Source organism: Pusillimonas noertemannii (genome assembly GCF_003096595.1).
Taxonomy (GTDB): Bacteria; Pseudomonadota; Gammaproteobacteria; order Burkholderiales; family Burkholderiaceae_B; genus Pusillimonas; species Pusillimonas noertemannii.
The window spans coordinates 1,313,777-1,332,310 of record NZ_QEKO01000001.1 but is presented as its reverse complement, the minus strand read 5'-3'; the positions used below and the strand labels follow the sequence as shown (position 1 = coordinate 1,332,310).

Here is an 18,534-nt window from a genome sequence, read left to right as displayed (position 1 = left end):
CGCCTAATTCGATCGACCCGCACGGGTCGGCAACCGCCGGACCAGGCGACTTTTACCGGGCCGCGGCGCGGAACTGCTCGTCGAAGCTGTTGTAGTCCACCCCAAGCCTGACCCCGCCCCATCGGCGCCCGGCGATGTCCAGCGGCAGCGACAGGTCGGTCACGATGTCGCCGGTATCGCGCATATGGGTCTGGCACAGCACGCCCCGCGGGTTCTTGACCGCGGCGAGGCTGAACTCGTCGTTGAAGATGCGCTTGTGCCGCACATGGATCTTGTCGTGCTCCGGATCGCCGGTGGGTTCCTGGCAATAGCGCGAGTTGTGGGTGGGGCAATAGCCGTTGTCGTCGAACACCACCGCATAGTAGCCCGCCGGTATCTGGGCCAGGATGTTGTCCAGCAAGGGCTGCAGGCGCGGCTCGAGCGCCGAATCGTATAGGGTGTGATAGCGCGGCGGGTTGCTGCCCGCGATGGGCCGGTACTGCCGGTCGAAAATATCCAGGCCCTGCTCATGCGCCTGCTGCAGCAGCTTCACGCACGAGGACCGCAGCTGCTGCAGCACCTGGGCCAGCCAGTCGAAGGGCGTGTCGCCGGTGCGCAGCGCCGTCAGCTGTTTCTGCAGGCTCTCGGTCTTGTTGCGCACACCCTGGACCTGATCGCTCATTGTGACCATGCGGTTCTGCACCTGGGCGCTCAGGGCCGCGATGCGGGCGATGGCTTCGTTCATGTCGCGATTGGTCGCGTCGACCTGGCCAACGGTCTGGGCCATTTCACCCATGCGGGTGTCCATGCGCTGGAAGTCGGCGACAAACTGGTCGAAATCCTTCCTGAAGCCCGACACCACCTGTTCCGAGGTGCTCATGTCCGCGTGGATCTCGCTGGTGCGGCCGCGCGTGTCGGACACCAGTTCAAGAATCTCGCCCGCCTGCAGCACGATGTCGCCGGTCGCGGCGTTGACCCGTTCGGCCAGCTTGCCCACCTCGGTCGCCACCACGGCAAAGCCGCGGCCGGCCTCTCCTGCGCGCGCGGCCTCGACGCCCGCGTTGAGCGCCAGCAGATGGGTCTGCAGGGCAATGTCCTTGATCAGGCGGCTGGTGTCGCCGACCGACTGGGCACGCTGGCTGAGCTGCGCGACCACACCCGAGAAGACTTCCATCTGGCCGGCGACCCGGCCGACCCGCTCGTGGAGCTCATTGAGCTGCGCCAGCGCCTGATTGGCCACCGCAAGCTGCGCGGTGCAGGCTTGCGCGACTTCGGCAACGCCTTCAGCCGTTTCTCGGGACAGGGTTTCGATCTGATTGCCGCTGGCCGCCAGCGCCTGCGTGTCGGCGCTCTGTTCGGACACCAGCCTGCGGCAGACCTGCGCCTGGCCATGCAGCCTGGCGGTATTGAGCGCTATGTCGATGGTGGCTTCGCGCATCGAGACGAGGCCTTGCCGCACGGCGCCCAGCAGTCGTCCCAGCGGCAGGGAGAGCGGGCTCAGCGACCATGCCCGGTCGGCGAACGTGGCCTTGCCGCGCGCGATGCGGCTGATCAACCGATAGACGCCCAGGGTGCGTCGTTTGCTTTTTTTGTGCTTCATTCAGTCTCCCCCTCGTTCTTGTCGTCGGCGTGGACCCGGTTCAGAAGCCCAGGCTGGCCAGCAGGTCGTCGACCTGATCCTGATTGGCCACGACGTCGGGCTTGCCCGCGGGATTCGTCTGGGGGCCGTTCAGCAGCGAGCCGCCCTCATCTCGCTTTTCCCTGGGCGCGTTGTCGATCAGCACCTGGACGAGTTCCTGCTCGATGGTGCCGATGACGCCCAGCATGCGGGTGATCACCTGTCCGGTCAGGTCCTGGAAGTCCTGGGCCATGATGATCTCCATCAGGTGGTCGAGCGAAGTCTGGGTTTCGGCGGGAATGTCGCGCAGCAGGCCGCGCGTATCGTCCACGAGCTCGCGCGCCTGGTCCAGCTCGACCGGATGGTCGAACCATGCCTGCCAGCGCTCGTCCAGCGCGCGGGCCCGCCGCTGCATGCCCTCTTGCAGGGGCTGCACCGCTTCCGCCGCGTTAAGGACCCGGTTGGCGGCCTGCTCGGTCATGCGTGCCACGTAGCCCAGGCGGTCACGCGCATCGGGTATGGCTTCGGCCGCCTCCTTGATGGCGTGGTCCAGGCCCAGTTCGCGCATGCTGTCGCGCAACATGCGGGTAAGCTGTGCAATCTTGGCGATCAGGTCCTCGGCGTCGCCGCCATTACCCTGGGTCATCGCGTTTGCCGGCGTAGTCATCGTCATCTCCCGGTATTCAAGCGTTCAACTTTTCGAAGATCTTGTTCAGCTTCTCTTCGAGGACGGCGGCGGTGAAGGGCTTGACGACATAGCCGCTGGCCCCCGCCTGGGCGGCGGCAATGATGTTCTCTTTCTTGGCCTCGGCCGTGACCATCAGCACCGGAAGCTTGGCCAGGCCGGGCTCCGAGCGGATGATCTTGAGCATGGCCAGCCCATCCATATTGGGCATGTTCCAGTCAGAGACCACAAGATCGAAGTTGTTGTTGCGCAGCTTCTCCAGCCCCATCACGCCGTCTTCGGCCTCGTCCACATTCTCGAAGCCAAGATCCTTGAGCAGGTTCTTGATGATGCGGCGCATGGTCGGAAAGTCGTCGACCACGAGGATTTTTATGGATTTCTGTACCACTTGGATTCTCCGGTTAAACAGTTTCTCTGGCCCGCCGGGCGTCGGACCCTGGTCCTACACCCGGTGGCCATACGAGCCGGCGCTTCGAAGCAGCCGCTCGCTGATTTCTGACAGGGGCACCGCCTGTTCGGCGGCGCCGATAAGCAAGGCTTCGCGGGGCATGCCGAACACCACGCAGCTGGCCTCGTCCTGCGCATAGGTCTGGGCCCCCGCCTGCTTCATGGCCAGCAGGCCCTGCGCGCCGTCCTTGCCCATGCCGGTCAGAAGGACTCCGACCGCGTTCTTGCCCGCCACCTGCGCGACCGAATGAAACAGCACGTCGACCGAAGGGCGATGGCGATTGACAGGATCGCTGGGATCCAGCCTGACCACATAATTGGCCCCCGAGCGCGCCAGCTTCATGTGCGCCACCCCGCCCGGCGCCAGGTAGACATGGCCGGGCAGCACGCGCTGGCCATCCTCGGCCTCGTGGACCTGCACGTCGCACAGCGCATCGAGCCGCTGCACGAAGGAACGCGTGAAGCCGGCCGGCATGTGCTGGGTGATGAGGATGGCCGGCGCATTGGCCGGCATGGGCTCGAGCACCTGGCGGATGGCCTCGGTGCCGCCGGTGGACGCGCCGATGACGATCAGTTTCTCGGTTGTCGAGAACGGCGACTTGAGACGACGCGGCGCCGTTGCCGCACCGGTCGGGACGGGCCGCGGCCTGGGCCGCGACAGCGCCGCCGCGCGGATCTTGTCGGCGATCAGATCGCTGTACTCCATCAAGCCGTCGCGCAGCCCCAGCTTCGGCTTGGTGACGAAGTCGACGGCGCCAAGCTCGAGCGCGCGCAGGGTGACTTCGGAGTTTCTTTCCGTGAGCGACGAAACCATGACCACCGGCATGGGGCGCAGCCGCATCAGGCGCTCGAGGAAATCAAGCCCGTCCATGCGCGGCATTTCCACGTCCAGCGTCAGCACGTCGGGGTTGTGCTGCTTGATCAGTTCGCGCGCGACGAGGGGATCGGGGGCGACGGCGACCACCTCCATGTCCTCATGGCTGTCGATGATCTCGGTCATCAGGCTGCGCACCAGCGCGGAATCATCCACGCACAGGACGCGTATCTTCTTCATGGCCTGCGCCTCCTATGCATGCTGCCGGCCATTGCTATGCGTCCGCCCGCGTATAGACGGTCTGGCCCCGCAGGCGGAAGGCCTTCGTCAGATACGTGAAGTTCTCGGAGTGGCCCGCAAACAGCAGGCCGCCGGGCTTGAGCATGGGCGCGAAGCGTTCCAGTATGCGCGTTTGCGTCGGCTTGTCGAAATAGATCATGGTATTGCGGCAAAAAATGGCGTCGAACTTCTCGGTAGAGGGCCACGAAGGCGCGACCAGGTTCAGCGGCTCGAACTGCACGACTTCCTGCAAGATGGGCTTGACGCGCACCATTCCGGCCTTGGCCCCCGTGCCCCGGTAGAAGTATTTCTTCAGCAGGTTCTCGGCGACGGGCTTGACGCGCTCGAGCGTGTAGACGCCCTTGCGCGCCTTGTCGATGGCCTGAGTGTCAATGTCGGTCGCCCATACAAAAGGCCGGGCCTGGGGGCCCGGACTGTTCTCGAGCAAGGTCATGGCGATCGAGTAGGCTTCTTCGCCCGTTGACGCCGCACAGCACCAGACCGATACCGGCGCCGTGCGCCCGCGCATGAAGTCGGCCAGCAGGCCGAAATGGTGCTGCTCGCGAAAGAAGGCCGTATGGTTGATGGTAAAGGCGTTGACAAAGGCGTTCCATTCCGTCGAATGGGGGTCCTGCTGCAGATGGGCAAGATACTCTGCCGCGTCACGCAGCCCTTTCTTGCGCGCGCGCATGCCCAGCATCCGGGCGGCCAGTTCGCGCTTGTGCTCGCCCAGGATGATGCCCGAACGGGCGTGCAGCAGCCTGCCGGTCCGGGAAAACTCTTCGTCCGTAAGCAAGAATTGCTCGGGCGCGAGATGGTGGTACGTGGGCAGGCCCGTCATGAAGTTCCTAGCCTTGCGGCGCAAGTAATGGGTGTGCGGGCAGCTCGGGCTCGTCCTCGTCGAAGCCGGCGATCCGGGCGGCCTCGGCCTCTTCGGGCAGCGGTATGTCGATGACCTCGGCGCCGCCCACCTTGAACACCGAAACCGCCTCGGTCAGATGGCCGGCCTGGTCCTGCAGGCTGCCGGCCGCGGCCGCGGCTTCTTCGACCAGGGCGGCATTCTGCTGCACGACGATGTCCATCTGCGCCACGGCCTGGTTGACCTGCTCGATGCCGTCGAGCTGCTCGTTGGACGCCGAGGCGATCTCGCCCATGATGGTGGTGACGCCCTCGATCGAGGCCACCACCTCGCGCATGACTGTGCCGGCCTGCGTCGCCTGCCTGCTTCCCGACTGGATGGTTTCCAGGGAATCTTCGATGAGGGTCTTGATTTCCTTGGCCGCCTGGGCGCTGCGCTGGGCCAGCGAACGCACTTCCCCGGCCACCACGGCAAAGCCCTTGCCCTGCTCGCCCGCGCGCGCGGCCTCGACCGAGGCATTCAGCGCCAGGATATTGGTCTGGAAGGCGATGCCGTCGATGACGCCCACGATTTCAGAGATCTTGCCCGAGCTGGTGGTGATCTCGTCCATGGTGCCCACCACCTGCGCGACAGCCTGTCCGCCACGCTGCGCGACCTGGGTGGCCTCCTTGGCAAGGCGGTCGGCCTGCAGGGCATTGTCGGTGTTCTGCTTCACCGTTCCGGCCAGCTCTTCCATGCTGGCGGCCGTCTGTTGCAGCGAGGCGGCCTGCTGTTCGGTGCGGCTGCTCAGGTCGGTGTTGCCCACGAATATCTCGCGTGAGCCCAGGTTGATCTCCTCGACCCCCTGGCGCACCGTGGTTACGGTGCGGGTCAGGCTTTCCTGCATGCGGCGCAGGGCCTCGAACAGCACGCCGATTTCATTGCGCGAGCGCACGTCCACGCGCTGGGTCAGGTCGCCCGAGGCGATTCGATCGAAATGCGCCCCCGCCTGGCGCAGGGGCCGCAGCACGACCCGGCCCAGGAACACATAGGCAAGCAGCGAGATCAGCAGCGAAACGACCAGGCCCGCACCCACCAGCTTGATCACCAGCAGGTATTGCGCACGCTCTTCCGCCTCGATGCGATCGATCTCTTGCTGCTGGTATTTATTGAAGTCGGCCACGGCGCTGTAAAGATCGTCCTGCATGTACTCGCCCGTGCCATCTTTGAACGCGTTATAGCCGTCGACGTCGCCCCTTTCGAGAAAGTCGAACAAGGGTTCCACCCCGCCGTTCATCAACGATGAATAGGCATTGCTGACGCTGGTATAGGTACGATGCGTGCGCCCCTCGGACAATGCCAGGAAACGCTCGTAGGCCTGGCGCGAGGCGGCGAACTCTTCTTTGGCGCGTGCTACGAAACGATGCGCCGGTTCACCCGTTACCGTAAGCGGCACGGGGTAGCCGCCGGCGTCCAGCGCCTCGGCCTGCTGGCCGACGGTGTGGTTCAGCAGCGCCTCTACCCCGAGGCCCATCGACACCTGGACCGACTTGAAGCGGTCGATCGATTCACTCAATGCCGCACGGATGTTCTGGCTGCGCACGACGTGGTCGAATGTCTGGCTGTTGAGGCGCAATGAATAAAGCCCCAGCGCCGCGCCGACAACGAGCGAGAGCACAAAAAACACAAGCACCAGCACCAGGCTGGTGCTGACCTTCAGATTTCTGAACATGGCGAAACGAAACATCTGAACTCCTCCAGTGCCGGCCCTTCCGTCTGTGCCGACGGCGCTTGACGCTTCCATCGGGCTGTATTGAAAGACGGCGGACAGCCTCTTTTGCATGCCGGCAGCGCTAGATCAGGGCCGCCTGTTCGACCAGCGCCATTTCGGTGCTGGTCATGAGCTTCTCGATGTCGACCAGGATGAGCATGCGCTCGCCCACCGTGCCGATGCCCGTCAGGTACTCGGTCGAGAAAGCCGTCCCGAACTGCGGCGCGGCGCTGATCTGGGCGGGCTGCAGCATCAGCACGTCGGATACGCCGTCCACCACCACGCCCACCACGCGCGAGGCGAGGTTCAGGATGACCACCACGGTCTGGTGGTTGTACTCGACGTTTTCCAGGTTGAACTTGATGCGCATGTCCACGATGGGCACGATGACGCCGCGCAGGTTGGTGACGCCCTTGATGAACGACGGCACGTTGGCGATGCGGGTGACGCTCTGGCTGTCATAGCCCCGTATCTCCTGCACCTTGAGGATGTCGATGCCGTATTCCTGGTTGGCCAGGGTGAACACCAGGAACTCTTTGCCCGTGTCATCCGCCTGCTCGGAACTTCGGTCCACTTTATTAAGCATGTTGTCTATCTCCGGTAAGACTGGCGGCCCTCAGGCCGTTTTGTTGCGCGTCATTCGCAACAGGGCGAATACGTCGACGATGAGCGCGACACTGCCGTCGCCCAGAATGGTGGCGGCCGAAATGCCGGGTATCTTGCGGTAGTTGGCCTCTAGATTCTTCACGACCACCTGCTGCTGTCCCACCAGGTGGTCGACCAGCAGCGCAAAGCGCGATTCCTCGGCCTGCAGGATCACGGCGATCGAGCGCGTGATCTCGGTCTGGGCGCCCTGCACGTCGAACACCTCGTGCAGCGCGATCAGGGGCAGGTACTCGCCTCGCACGTGCAGCACCCTGTCGCCCTCGGAAATGCTGTGCAGCTGCTCGGCCGTGGGCTGGATGGACTCGGACACGTTGCTCAGCGGCAGGATGAAGACTTCCTCGCCCGCCTGCACCGTCATGCCGTCCAGTATGGCCAGCGTCAGCGGCAGCACGATGCGGGTGGTGGTTCCCTGTCCCGCGCGCGAGCTGAGCTGGATGTGCCCGCCCATGCCCTGTATGTTGCGCCGGACCACGTCCATGCCCACGCCGCGTCCCGATATGTCGGTCACCTTCTCGGCGGTCGAGAAGCCCGGGGCGAAGATAAGCTGCCACAGCTCGTCGTCCGGGGTGTTTTCATTGACGGGAAAGCCTTGCTGCATCGCCTTGTTCAGGATGCGCTCGCGGCTCAGGCCGGCGCCGTCGTCACTGACCTCGATGATGATCTGGCCGCCGCTGTGCTGGGCCGAGAGCGTCAGATGGCCTTCGGGATCCTTGCCCGCGGCAATGCGTTTCTCGGGTGTTTCGATGCCGTGGTCCAGGCTGTTGCGCACCAGATGGGTCAGCGGGTCGATGATGCGTTCGATCAGGCTCTTGTCCAGCTCGGTGGCCTGGCCGCGCGTCGTCAGCCGTATCTGCTTGCCCAGCTTCGAGGCGCTTTCACGCACCACGCGCGGAAAGCGGCTGAACACATAATCCATGGGCATCATGCGGATCGACATCACCGATTCCTGCAGATCGCGCGCATTGCGCTCGAGCTGCTCGATGCCGTTGAGCAGGCGGTCGTGCTCGACCGGATCGAGCGTCGAGGCCGTCTGCACCAACATGGCCTGCGTAATGACGAGCTCGCCGACCAGATTGATGATCTGATCCACCTTCTCGACCCCCACCCGCAAGGTGCCGCCTTCCTTGGCGGGCTTGCGCGCGGCATCGGCCGCCGGCCTGGCGGGTGCATCGTTCTTCGAAGCGGGCGCCGCCTGGGGCGGGTGTTCGGCGGGCGGCGCGCCAGCCACGGCGGCAGCCGCGGCATCGGCCGCGTCGGCCTTGACGGGGTCGGCTTCGGGTTCAGGCGGCATGCGGCGGGACGGCACGCCTTCACGGACGGCATCGACCGGCACCGCTTCAGGCGCCACATGAACCTGGTCCGCGTTGACGATGAAGCAGCAGACGGCTTCAAGGTCATCCGCACTGCAGGTCGTGCGCAACCAGACCGAGAGCGTGCCCACGCCCTCTTCGTGATGCAGCACCTCGCCCAGCAGCCCCATTTCCGTCAGCAGGGCCTTTGCGTCATTGGGCTGGATTCTTTCAATGTGCACCAGCAGGGGCAGGTCCGCCCCCGCAGCCGCCACATTGGCCACACCCGCCACATCGGCAAGCACGCCCGCTTCGGCTTCGACCGCCACCGCCGGAACGGAAGAAGCGGCCTCCGGGGCCGCCGCGGGCACGCCCGGCTGGGCCGCTTCACCCTTGTGCTCCAGCGCCAGTTCTCGCAATTGGGCGCAAATGCGCTCGTAAGCCTGCTGGCCGGGCTCCTGCGAATTTCGGTATGCGGCGACTTGTTCTGTTAGCACGTCCTTGGTTTCCAGGAAGAGGTCTATCATATCCTTGCGCAGGCTGAGTTCGCCCTGCCGGAGGGCGTCCAGCAGGTTCTCGAGAAGGTGAGTGGTGTCGGCGAGCAGGCCGAAGCAGCCGAAAGTGCCGGCGCCGCCCTTGATGGAATGGGCCGCGCGAAAAATGGCGTTCAGCTGATCCGGATCGGGATGGTCGATATCGACATTGAGCAGAATCTGCTCCATGTCGGCCAACAGCTCGTCGGCTTCGTCGAAAAATGTCTCGTAGAACTGGCTTAAATCGACACCCGCACTCATGTTCGTTCCTATGACGACACTCAGCCGCAGCGCGGCCCCTTGGTTCAGCGTTGTTGGCCGGCCGCCTGGGCTTCCGCGTCGGGCAGCGATGAAAGATGCTCGTCCACCGGGGCGGGCTGAAGCGCCTCGTAGAAACGGGGGTCGGAAGAGCCCGCCGCATTCTGGGCGTCGATACGCTCTTCCGCAAGCCGATTCAGCACAACAATGCTTATACGGCGGTTAACGGCAGCGTTCGGATCGTCTTTAACGAGGCTGACCGAGGACGACAGGCCCAGTACGCGCTTGATCTTGTTTTCTTCCATCCCGCCGGCCACCAGTTCCTGGCGCGCCGCATTGGCCCGGTCGGCGGAAAGCTCCCAGTTGCTGTAAAGGCGCTCGCCGGACGCATACTGCACGGCATCGGTATGGCCCGAAATGGTGATGGAATTGGGCAGGCGGTTGAAGACGGGGCCCAGTTCGCGCAATATGTCGCGCATATAGGGCTGCACCTGGGCGCGGCCCGTCGCGAACATGGGGCGGTTCTGCCGGTCGACGATCTGTATGCGCAGGCCGTCCGGCGTCATGTCCAGCAGCAGCTGCGGCCGGAACTCCTGCAGCACCGGGCTGGTGTCGATCAGGGCTTCGAGATCCGCCTTGAGGTTCTCCAGCCTCTCGGTGTCGCGCCGCAGCTCCATCCCGCGGCTGTTCTGGACCGGCGGCTGGGTGATCGGATGCTTGCTGGGAATGGGGCTGGGCGAAGCCCCCGGTATGACGCTGCTGCTGGTGTCGATATTGGGCCCGCCCCGGATGGCCGTCATGAGCGGCATGCGGAAGTACTCGGCAATGCCCGTCAGGTCGTCGCGGGGAATCAGCGACAGTATCCACATGATGAGAAAGAAGGACATCATCGCCGTCATGTAGTCGGCGTAGGCGATCTTCCAGGCGCCGCCGTGATGCGGCGGCGCGGGCGCGCGCTTGCGCCGGATGACGATGCGGTCCGTGGCGGTGGGTTTCATGGCGCTGGGGACCTAGGCGGCTTTCTTGAGCGGCAACTTGGCCTGCCGGACGTGATCTTCGAGCTCGGCGAACGAGGGCCGGATCATGGCATACAGCACCTTGCGGCCGAACTCCACCGCAAGCTGCGGCGGATAGCCGTTCATGCTGGCCAGCAGGGTGACCTTGATGCATTCCAGCACCTTGACGGACGCCACCGTGCGCCGCTCGACGGACTGCGCCAGCGGCGACACGAAGCCGTAGGCCAGCAATATGCCCAGGAAGGTTCCCACCATGGCCTTGGATATGAGGTCGGCCAGAACGGCCGGCGGCTGGTCGACGGACGCCAGCGCCTTGATCACACCCAGCACTGCGGCCACGATGCCGAAGGCGGGCAGGGCATCGGCCACCGAGGCCAGGGCACGGGCCGGAATATTGCGCTCGGTTTCGTGCGCCTCGATCTCCTGGTCCATCAGGGTTTCGATCTCGTAGGGGCTCATGTTGCCGCTGATCATCAGGCGCAGGTAGTCGGTGATGAATTCCAGCAGATGAGGGTCGCGCACAATGCGTGGATATTGCGAGAAGATGGGGCTTTTTGCCGGATCTTCGATGTCGGATTCGATCGCCATCAGGCCGTCGCGGCGCGCCTTGTTAAGCAGCACGTACAGCAGCGCCATCAGCTCCATATAAAGGTCTTTGTGATAAGGCGTGCTCTTGAACACCGCGGGCAGCGCCCGCATCAGCAGGCCCACGGATTTCCCGCTATTGGACGAAATATAGGCCCCCAGCGCCGCGCCGCCGATCAGGATGAACTCGAAGGGCTGGTATAGCGCACCCATATGCCCGCCCAGGGCCACAAAGCTGCCGAACACGGACAATATGACGATGACGAAGCCCAGAAGAATCAACACGAGCGTATCCTCGATAAATGCATGGGGCTCTATGATCACCCCGATCGGGCGCGGCAAAAGCGTCCGTCAATGGGGTTTTTAGAAGCTAGATCAGCGTTCTGGGCAAACCGCGGAATGCAGGCTTTGCGCCCAAGACACACTTTGCAAGTGGCGCGCCCTTTGCGCGCCGCCCGGGCCGTGGGTTCGCCTGCAGGCCTTAAAGCGCGCGAGCGCGACTGCGAGTCTTGCCCGCGCGCGGAGGTGGCCGGCAGATGGCGCAGACGAAGTTCTGCTGCGGATCGTGCGCATGCGCCACGAAGCCGCCGGTACAGCGTACGCAATGAGAAAGCTGGATCATGCCGCTTTCGACGAAGCGGATCAGCATCCAGGCGCGGGTGAAGCTGAGCACCGGCTCGTCGGCGGCCGGGGCGGCCCGCCCCACCGATGCTTGCTCGAGATAGAGCCGATAGGCCTCGATCAGCGCGCGTGTTTTCTTGGCCGGCGTGTAGGTGTCGAGATAACGGTATATGCCGTAGAAAACACTGGAGTGGATGTTGGGCAGCCAGGTCATGAACCAGTCGACCGAAAACGGCAGCATGCCCTTGGGGGGCGAGCACCCCCTGATTTCGCGATACAGCCGCGAAAGACGGTCATAGCTGAGCGAGGTTTCGGCCTGCAGCACCTGCAGCCGGGCACCCAGCCTGATCATGTCGCTGGCCAGCAGGATTTCGTCTGCTTCCTTGCTGACGCTTTTGCCTACACTTTTGCCAGTGCCGGAGATTACGCTTTTGGCGGTCATGGGACTTCCGGAAGATGCCTAGACGGCTGGTTCGCTGATGATTTCCGGAGCGCGCTGGGAAAGCAGAATGGTGGAGTGCGCCTGCTGAAGGGCCCCGCCAAGCACATCCTGGCTGAGGGCGGAAAGCAGGCCGTAGTCGTCGAGCCGGAAGCCGCAAATGAGCAGGCCCGAACTGGCCAGCTTGACGATTTGTGCGGGCGACAACTGCAAAATGGTGGTGGCCACATCTTCGCAAAAACCAAGACGGAACATCCCTGCCGCGAAGTTTTCCCGCAAGAGACGCTGGGCGAGCATCAGATACGTAAGATTGACTTCTTGGATATCTTTCAATGCCGAGCTGCTCTCGCATGTGGGCAGGTTGTCGCTGCTGGACACGATGTACTCCTTGGTAAATGCGGAAAAATCAATGATATGTAACTACTTATACCTAAACTGAAACAGTACGTTTGCATACAAAGGTTGTAAATCTAACCCGAAATTATGAAAATGTCGCGTCAGAATTGTATCGTTACTGAATAGAAACCAGGAGTTACACTGGATAAGCGCCAAACAATCAGGAAATAATGCCGGATTTCAGCTATTTAACTGAAAATACAGGCAAAATGCCGATGAAATGATACCTTTCGCCACGCGTTGGCGTTTTGACAATTATCAATTTTGTGCTTCCCCTCTTGCTGCCCCTGATGCCCTAAACAAAACTTCTTTGTAATTAGATATATTTATAAAGTAACTTTGTACGAAAATTACAGCATTTTTGTGTCAATATAACGTAATTAACCGTTTATACAATAAAAATAAGTATAGCGTTTACCCCTATTTTTACTTCAAATTGTATACAAACGTATCTTTAATTAGACAGTTTTTGAAACCATGCGGCCCTCCGCCTTGATTGACGTGAGCCTTCTGCACGTTTAATGTTGTATTTTCACCTCGCCGGCTTGCCATGCGAATCACATCACTTTTATCGCTGGCCGTCCTCGCGGCCCTGGTGCTGGCAGGATGTGCCGGCCCGGGCTCCCCACCCCCCGCTTCCACCGGCGTCGCCGCGCGCCACTCCGCCATTTCCATCGATCCGGCCAAGCGCGGCGAAGTCGCCATGGTGGCATTGTCCCAGCTGGATGCACCCTATCGCTATGGCGGCGGGCATCCCCAGCAAGGCTTTGATTGCAGTGGCCTGGTCGCCTATGTAATGAATGCGGCCGCCGACCTGCGGCTGCCCCATAACAGCGCCCAGATCGCGCAGCTGGCGCGGCCCGTCTCCAAACGCACGCTCAACCCCGGCGACCTGGTGTTCTTCAATACCCTGAACCGGCCCTATTCGCATGTAGGCGTCTATATCGGCGAAGGACGTTTCGTCAACGCGCCCTCCAGCGGCGGCCGGGTCCGCATAGACAGCCTGGCCAATCCCTACTTTGCGCAGCGTTTCGAAGGCGCGCGCACGCTATTTGCCGAATAGCGGCCCGCTCGAGCCCGCCCCTGACCAGCGCCCTTCCGCTTTCCCGCTGCTCTACTGCCGCTCAACGGCGGCGCTCTCTGTCTTTGTCGTTCACTCGGCCAGCGCATAGCGCCGGGCAAGGCCAAGAAAGTCATCCAGTGCCGGATCCAGTCCGGTTTCCGACTGCAGGATGCGCGCCGCGGCGGGCGCCACCCGGGCCGCCAGCGCCGCATCGAGAAAGAGCAGGCGCGAGCGCCGGGCCAGTACGTCTTCGACCCGGCGCGCATACTCGCATCGGGCCGCGTGGCGCACCAAGGCCGGAGTCAGCCCCGCCGAACGCAGCACTTCGTCATCGCCGGGCAGGCCCTCGTCCTTGCCGCTTGCGCTGTTGCCTTCGCCACGTCCATCGCTTCCCCAGGAGCTGGCCCATATCTCTTCGCGCATGCCCGCTCCCCGCTCCCCTACCGCCGCATCAAGAATGAAGTTTTGTGTGCGGCAGGGAGGCAGCGTGGCCAGCAGGCCGGCCCGGCCGCAGGCCTGCAATGTGTCCTGGGCCATGGCGCGATAAGTCGTCCATTTTCCGCCCGCCACGGTGACCAGCCCCGTGGGGCTGACCTCGACGCTGTGTTCGCGGCTTATCCTGCGCGTGGCCACCGGCCCGTGTCCGCCGTGGCCCGCGGCCGTGTCCACCAGCGGCCTTAGCCCGGCCCAGGCGCTGCGGATGTCTTTTCGCGCGGGCGGTACGCTCAAGTAGCGGCCCGCCTCGCGCAGAATGTAGTCGATCTCGGCGGGGTCCGGGCGTGGCTCATGCGCCAGTTCTTCGGTAGCCACATCGGTGGTGCCCAGCAGCACTTTGCCCAGCCAGGGCACGGCGAACAGCACGCGCTTGTCGGCCGTGCGCGGCACCAGCAGGGCGCGGTCGGATGGCAGGAAGGCCCGGTCGACCGCCAGATGCGTGCCGCGGCTCGCCCTGATAAGTTTGCGCACGGGCCGCTTCGAACTGCGGGCATCCACATGCCGAAGTTCGTCGGACCATACTCCCGTGGCATTGATCACGCAGCGCGATCGCAGCAGAAAGCCGCGCCCCGTTTCTGTGTCTTCAGCCCGCAGCCCCGTCACCTTGCCCAGCTCATGCACAAGGCCCGTCACGCGCACATAATTGAGCATCACGGCTCCGGCCGCCTCGGCCGAGCGCGCCAGAGCCACGGCCAGCCTCGCGTCGTCAAACTGCGCGTCCCAATACTCGACGCCTCCGACCAGGCCCTGCGGCCTAATTCCGGGCAATCGGCTTTCGGTCTGCCGGCGGCTCAGCACACGGGTCGCGCCCAGGCCATCATGGCCGGCCAGCATGTCGTAAAGCCCCAGGCCCGCCGTATAAAAGGGAATGTCCCGCAAGCGGTAGGCCGGCACGACGAAAGGCAAGGGCCGGACCAGCGCTGGGGCATTATGCAGCAAGGCCGTGCGTTCGCGCAGCGATTCGCGCACCAGACCGATACGGCCCTGGGCCAGGTAGCGCACGCCGCCATGCACGAGCTTGGTGGCCCGGGACGAGGTGCCCTTGGCGAAATCATGGGATTCGAGCAGCGCAACCTTCAGCCCGCGCAAGGCCGCATCGAGCGCCACACCCAGGCCCGTGGCCCCGCCACCGACCACCACCAGGTCGAAGGGCCCGGCCTCCAGGCGGTCCAGCATGGACGCCCTGCTCGCGCCCGCATCGGATGGCGTGCGATCGGATGGCCCGCTATGAGACGCTCCGGAAGCCGTAATGGAGGATGCCGCCATATCTGAGTCCGCCCGTTGAATGCCGCCCTTGCCATGCGGCCCGTCGCAACGCGGCGCCGGCAGGCCCGATGCCCGCCGGCCGCATGCGCCGTCCTAGCGTAACATCCCAAAGCCGGGTTACGCTGGAGCCGTCACGACGCCCACAACAATATTGCCAGCGTAACGCCATGCCCTACATTCTTGCCCTGGACCAGGGTACTTCCAGCTCCCGCAGCATCGTCTTCGACCACCAGGGCCGCATCGTGGCCAGCGCCCAGAAGGAGATTCGCCAGATCTTCCCGCGCTCGGGCTGGGTCGAGCACGATCCGGCCGATCTCTGGCAGACCCAGTTGCAGACCGCGCGCGAAGCAATCGAAGAATCCGGCGCCGGCGCCGAAGGCATCCACGCCCTGGGCATTACCAACCAGCGCGAAACCACGGTGCTGTGGCATCGCGACACCGGCGAACCCCTTTGCAACGCCATCGTCTGGCAAGACCGCCGCACCGAACCCCTGTGCGCACGTCTGCGCGAACAAGGGCTCGAAGCGCTCATACTCGAGAAAACAGGCTTGCGCATCGACGCCTATTTTTCGGCCACCAAGCTGCAATGGATGCTGGATGAAACACCCGATGCCCGCGCCCTGGCGCAGGCGGGCAAGCTGGCCTTCGGCACTGTAGACAGCTGGCTGATCTGGCGGCTGACGGGCGGCAAGGTGCATGCCACCGACATCACCAACGCCTCGCGCACCATGCTCTTCAATGTGCGCGAGGGCCAATGGGACGGCGAACTGCTCGACGCCCTGAACATTCCCCCCAGCCTGCTGCCCGAAGTACTGCCTTCCTGCGGGCACTTCGGAGCCACCGACGCCTCGCTGCTGGGCCGGTCCATTCCCATATGCGGCGTGGCCGGAGACCAGCAGGCCGCCCTGTTCGGCCAGGCCTGCTTCGACGACGGCATGGCCAAGAACACCTACGGCACGGGCTGCTTCGCCCTCATGCATACGGGCCGGCGCTTTCAGGTTTCGCAGAACGGCCTCATCACCACGCCGACCGCCCAGGCCGGCGACGCGCGCCACTATGCACTGGAAGGCAGCGTATTCGTCGGAGGAGCCGTGGTGCAATGGCTGCGCGACGGGCTGCACGCCTTCGAGAAAAGCCCGCAAATCGAAGCCCTGGCCCACAGCGTGCCCGACTCGGGCGGCGTCGTGCTGGTGCCCGCCTTCACCGGCCTGGGGGCCCCCTACTGGCAACCCGATGCGCGCGGCACCATCACGGGCCTGACGCGCGGCACCACCATGGCGCACATCGCGCGCGCCGCGCTCGAAAGCATTGCCTTCCAAAGCACTGCGCTTCTGCGCGCCATGGACCGCGACGCGGCCGCCGCGGGTTCGGCGCCGCTGTCCGAAGTGCGCGTCGACGGCGGCGCCAGCGCCAACGATCTGCTCATGCAATTCCAGGCCGACCTGCTGGGTCTTCCGGTAGTGCGTCCCGAAGTCATTGAAACCACGGCCCTGGGCGCCGCTTCGCTGGCCGGCCTGGCCAGCGGGGTGCATGCCGATCTCGGCGCGCTGAAGCGCCTGTGGCGCGCCGATAAAACCTTTACGCCCCGGCTCGACCGCAAAGAGGCCGCCGAGCACATGCAACGCTGGGAACACGCCGTGCGCCAGACATGCGTGCCGTAGGCAAGGCCATCTCGCCGAACCGCGCACAAACCCCGGCCTTCCCATACAATCACGCTTGTTTCGTCACGGCCCCTTGTTCCATGCAGACCCAGCCTTGCCCAGCCCCTCGTCTTCACGTGCCCTGGACGGAGAACGGCGAACCGCGCACCGCCTTGTGGCTGGGCGAACATGCGGGCAATGCACCCCGGCGCATCGTCGTGGTGGACGACACCCTTACCGCCGACCAGGCCTTCCAGCTGGCCAACCAGGGCAGCCACATGCTGTGGCGGGGCGATTTCCACAACGCCCGCCAACTGCTCGACGCCCTGGCACGCCGCGTCGACAAGAAAAAGCGCAGCAAGGCCTCCGTGACGCCCCAGCAGGCCTTCAACCAGCATCGCCTGGCGCAGTCGCGCCGCGCCCGGCTGCTGGGCTCGCTATTGCTACCCCTGGATCCCGGCCTGCAGATTCCGCTTCGCCGCGCGCCCGACGTGCAGGCCGCGTGCCATGCAGTGCTGGGCGAAATCGACGAAGCGGCCCTGCTGCCGCTGCGCGTGCTGCAAGGCATACTGGGCGCGGCCGAATGGCGGCGCAAGGGCGTCATCATTCCCGCACTCGAGCAAAGCATCCATGTCCATTACGGCGTGTTCTCTCCTATACGCGGCGAATACATCGACCTGGTCGCCAACGCCCCCTTGCCCGATACACGGCTGGCCTTCGACATCGGCACGGGCAGCGGCGTGCTGGCCGCCGTGCTTGCGCAGCGGGGAATCCAGCACGTCGTCGCCACCGACGTGGACGAACGGGCGCTGGCCTGCGCGCGTGAAAACATCGAGCGCCTGGGCCTGGCCGACCGCGTCGCGCTGGAGCGGACCGACCTGTTCCCCGAAGGCCGATGCGGTCTTATCGTATGCAACCCGCCCTGGCTGCCTGCCCGCCCCACCTCGTCCATCGAGACAGCCATCTACGATCCCGACAACCGCATGCTCGCCGGCTTTCTGAGCGGGCTGGGCCAGCACCTGTTGCCCGGAGGCGAGGGTTGGCTGATTCTGTCAGACCTGGCCGAACACCTGGGGCTGCGCGATCCCGGCTTCCTGCCCCAGGCCATCGAGGCGGGCGGCCTCAAGGTGCTGGGCAGGCTCGATGCGCGGCCCAAGCATCCCAAGGCCCTGGACCTGTCCGACCCCCTGCATGACGCGCGCAGCGCCGAAGTGACGACGCTCTGGCGGCTTGGGCGGCGCGACGCATAGCTGGCCCCATGTGCCGCCGGGGCCGTTGGCCACCACGGCTGCCCCAGCGGCCACAGCAACGGCGGTTGATGCACGTATACTTGAAGCGTCGCCCGCAATTACCCAGATGCCATGCTGAATAGAATCGCCCTGATCATAGCCGTATTCCTGATTGTCCTGGTCGCCCTGACCTTTGGCGAAGCCATCGTCCACCAGGCCCTGGCCTGGTTCAGCTACCTCACGGGCATCGTGTTCCACAATTTCGCCGACCTGTACTACGCGGCCCACGACTACGTACTGCGCCACAGCGGCAAGATCCTCATCGCCCTGGCGCTTACCGTGCCCATCAGCTATTGGCTCATCAAGAACAGGGACAGCGAGCTGGGCCGCCGCTACAGCCCCCGCAAGATCGCCATCGTGCTGGCCATCTTTCTGGGCTGGTTGGGCGCGCACCGCTTCTACCTGGGCCAGATAGGCTGGGGCATTGTGTACCTGATCATCCTGTACGTGTTCCCGCCGCTGGTGGTGGCCTTGGCCCTGATCGACGCCGCGCGCTACCTGTTCATGACGGACGAGGACTTCATCGTACCCGTCGTCCGCCGATAGG

The 18,534-nt window shown here is 64.2% G+C and carries 17 protein-coding genes; 4 read left to right on the top strand and 13 right to left on the bottom strand.

The features are described from left to right. Positions 1-52: 52 nt before the first annotated feature. The 12 genes from C7440_RS06410 to flhD form a co-directional block, all read right to left on the bottom strand. Positions 53-1,579 carry a methyl-accepting chemotaxis protein gene (locus C7440_RS06410; RefSeq protein ID WP_017525036.1) on the bottom strand — a complete coding sequence of 509 codons (1,527 nt, stop codon included), beginning with the start codon at positions 1,577-1,579 and terminating at the stop codon, positions 53-55. Positions 1,580-1,619: 40 nt separating this feature from the next. Continuing rightward, positions 1,620-2,264, bottom strand: coding sequence for a protein phosphatase CheZ (cheZ, locus tag C7440_RS06405; RefSeq protein ID WP_243410833.1), 645 nt, complete (start codon positions 2,262-2,264; stop codon positions 1,620-1,622). 16 nt (positions 2,265-2,280) lie between these two features. Next, positions 2,281-2,670 carry a chemotaxis response regulator CheY gene (gene cheY, locus C7440_RS06400; protein WP_017525034.1) on the bottom strand — a complete coding sequence of 130 codons (390 nt, stop codon included), beginning with the start codon at positions 2,668-2,670 and terminating at the stop codon, positions 2,281-2,283. Between the two features lie 54 nt (positions 2,671-2,724). Then, a complete protein-coding gene (locus tag C7440_RS06395; RefSeq protein WP_017525033.1) occupies positions 2,725-3,783 on the bottom strand; it encodes a protein-glutamate methylesterase/protein-glutamine glutaminase in 1,059 nt (352 codons plus the stop codon). A 34-nt stretch (positions 3,784-3,817) separates the two neighbouring features. After that, positions 3,818-4,663: a CheR family methyltransferase gene (locus tag C7440_RS06390; protein ID WP_017525032.1), complete on the bottom strand. Its 846-nt coding sequence runs from the start codon at positions 4,661-4,663 to the stop codon at positions 3,818-3,820. 7 nt (positions 4,664-4,670) lie between these two features. Then, the gene (locus C7440_RS06385; protein ID WP_116517823.1) at positions 4,671-6,407 is read right to left on the bottom strand and encodes a methyl-accepting chemotaxis protein; all 1,737 of its coding nucleotides are present in this window, start codon (positions 6,405-6,407) and stop codon (positions 4,671-4,673) included. 106 nt (positions 6,408-6,513) lie between these two features. Further along, positions 6,514-7,017: a chemotaxis protein CheW gene (locus C7440_RS06380; RefSeq protein WP_017525030.1), complete on the bottom strand. Its 504-nt coding sequence runs from the start codon at positions 7,015-7,017 to the stop codon at positions 6,514-6,516. A 30-nt stretch (positions 7,018-7,047) separates the two neighbouring features. After that, positions 7,048-9,180 (bottom strand): chemotaxis protein CheA, encoded by a 2,133-nt coding sequence (cheA, locus tag C7440_RS06375; RefSeq protein ID WP_116517822.1) that lies wholly within the window; start codon positions 9,178-9,180, stop codon positions 7,048-7,050. Between the two features lie 44 nt (positions 9,181-9,224). Beyond that, the gene (motB, locus tag C7440_RS06370) at positions 9,225-10,175 is read right to left on the bottom strand and encodes a flagellar motor protein MotB (RefSeq protein WP_017525028.1); all 951 of its coding nucleotides are present in this window, start codon (positions 10,173-10,175) and stop codon (positions 9,225-9,227) included. Positions 10,176-10,187: 12 nt separating this feature from the next. Then, entirely contained in the window at positions 10,188-11,063 is an 876-nt protein-coding gene (motA, locus tag C7440_RS06365) for a flagellar motor stator protein MotA (protein WP_116517986.1), read from the bottom strand. A gap of 196 nt (positions 11,064-11,259) precedes the next feature. Beyond that, complete coding sequence (flhC, locus tag C7440_RS06360) at positions 11,260-11,841, bottom strand: flagellar transcriptional regulator FlhC (protein WP_017525026.1); 582 nt, start codon at positions 11,839-11,841, stop codon at positions 11,260-11,262. Positions 11,842-11,859: 18 nt separating this feature from the next. Then, the gene (gene flhD, locus C7440_RS06355; protein WP_017525025.1) at positions 11,860-12,216 is read right to left on the bottom strand and encodes a flagellar transcriptional regulator FlhD; all 357 of its coding nucleotides are present in this window, start codon (positions 12,214-12,216) and stop codon (positions 11,860-11,862) included. A 568-nt stretch (positions 12,217-12,784) separates the two neighbouring features. On the opposite strand from flhD, the gene C7440_RS06350 reads away from it, so the two are divergent. Then, the gene (locus tag C7440_RS06350) at positions 12,785-13,297 is read left to right on the top strand and encodes a C40 family peptidase (protein WP_017525024.1); all 513 of its coding nucleotides are present in this window, start codon (positions 12,785-12,787) and stop codon (positions 13,295-13,297) included. Between the two features lie 90 nt (positions 13,298-13,387). On the opposite strand, the gene C7440_RS06345 is transcribed toward C7440_RS06350, so the two are convergent. Further along, positions 13,388-14,968 carry a glycerol-3-phosphate dehydrogenase/oxidase gene (locus C7440_RS06345; protein WP_017525023.1) on the bottom strand — a complete coding sequence of 527 codons (1,581 nt, stop codon included), beginning with the start codon at positions 14,966-14,968 and terminating at the stop codon, positions 13,388-13,390. 257 nt (positions 14,969-15,225) lie between these two features. Between C7440_RS06345 and glpK the strand changes: the two genes are divergently transcribed. From glpK to C7440_RS06330, 3 genes are all read left to right on the top strand, one after another. Then, the gene (glpK, locus tag C7440_RS06340) at positions 15,226-16,719 is read left to right on the top strand and encodes a glycerol kinase GlpK (protein ID WP_116517821.1); all 1,494 of its coding nucleotides are present in this window, start codon (positions 15,226-15,228) and stop codon (positions 16,717-16,719) included. Between the two features lie 80 nt (positions 16,720-16,799). Further along, a complete protein-coding gene (locus C7440_RS06335; RefSeq protein WP_116517985.1) occupies positions 16,800-17,948 on the top strand; it encodes a methyltransferase in 1,149 nt (382 codons plus the stop codon). A gap of 111 nt (positions 17,949-18,059) precedes the next feature. Continuing rightward, positions 18,060-18,533 (top strand): TM2 domain-containing protein, encoded by a 474-nt coding sequence (locus C7440_RS06330; protein ID WP_116517820.1) that lies wholly within the window; start codon positions 18,060-18,062, stop codon positions 18,531-18,533. Position 18,534: the final 1 nt, after the last annotated feature.

Excerpts from the sequence above, each read along its gene's own strand:
- C7440_RS06410 (WP_017525036.1), bottom strand. The coding sequence starts at position 1,579 with ATGAAGCACAAAAAAAGCAAACGACGCACCCTGGGCGTCTATCGGTTG.
- cheZ (WP_243410833.1), bottom strand. The coding sequence starts at position 2,264 with ATGACTACGCCGGCAAACGCGATGACCCAGGGTAATGGCGGCGACGCC.
- C7440_RS06395 (WP_017525033.1), bottom strand. The coding sequence starts at position 3,783 with ATGAAGAAGATACGCGTCCTGTGCGTGGATGATTCCGCGCTGGTGCGC.
- C7440_RS06390 (WP_017525032.1), bottom strand. The coding sequence starts at position 4,663 with ATGACGGGCCTGCCCACGTACCACCATCTCGCGCCCGAGCAATTCTTG.
- C7440_RS06385 (WP_116517823.1), bottom strand. The coding sequence starts at position 6,407 with ATGTTTCGTTTCGCCATGTTCAGAAATCTGAAGGTCAGCACCAGCCTG.
- C7440_RS06380 (WP_017525030.1), bottom strand. The coding sequence starts at position 7,017 with ATGCTTAATAAAGTGGACCGAAGTTCCGAGCAGGCGGATGACACGGGC.
- cheA (WP_116517822.1), bottom strand. The coding sequence starts at position 9,180 with ATGAGTGCGGGTGTCGATTTAAGCCAGTTCTACGAGACATTTTTCGAC.
- motB (WP_017525028.1), bottom strand. The coding sequence starts at position 10,175 with ATGAAACCCACCGCCACGGACCGCATCGTCATCCGGCGCAAGCGCGCG.
- flhC (WP_017525026.1), bottom strand. The coding sequence starts at position 11,841 with ATGACCGCCAAAAGCGTAATCTCCGGCACTGGCAAAAGTGTAGGCAAA.
- C7440_RS06350 (WP_017525024.1), top strand. The coding sequence starts at position 12,785 with ATGCGAATCACATCACTTTTATCGCTGGCCGTCCTCGCGGCCCTGGTG.
- C7440_RS06345 (WP_017525023.1), bottom strand. The coding sequence starts at position 14,968 with ATGCTGGACCGCCTGGAGGCCGGGCCCTTCGACCTGGTGGTGGTCGGT.
- glpK (WP_116517821.1), top strand. The coding sequence starts at position 15,226 with ATGCCCTACATTCTTGCCCTGGACCAGGGTACTTCCAGCTCCCGCAGC.
- C7440_RS06335 (WP_116517985.1), top strand. The coding sequence starts at position 16,800 with ATGCAGACCCAGCCTTGCCCAGCCCCTCGTCTTCACGTGCCCTGGACG.
- C7440_RS06330 (WP_116517820.1), top strand. The coding sequence starts at position 18,060 with ATGCTGAATAGAATCGCCCTGATCATAGCCGTATTCCTGATTGTCCTG.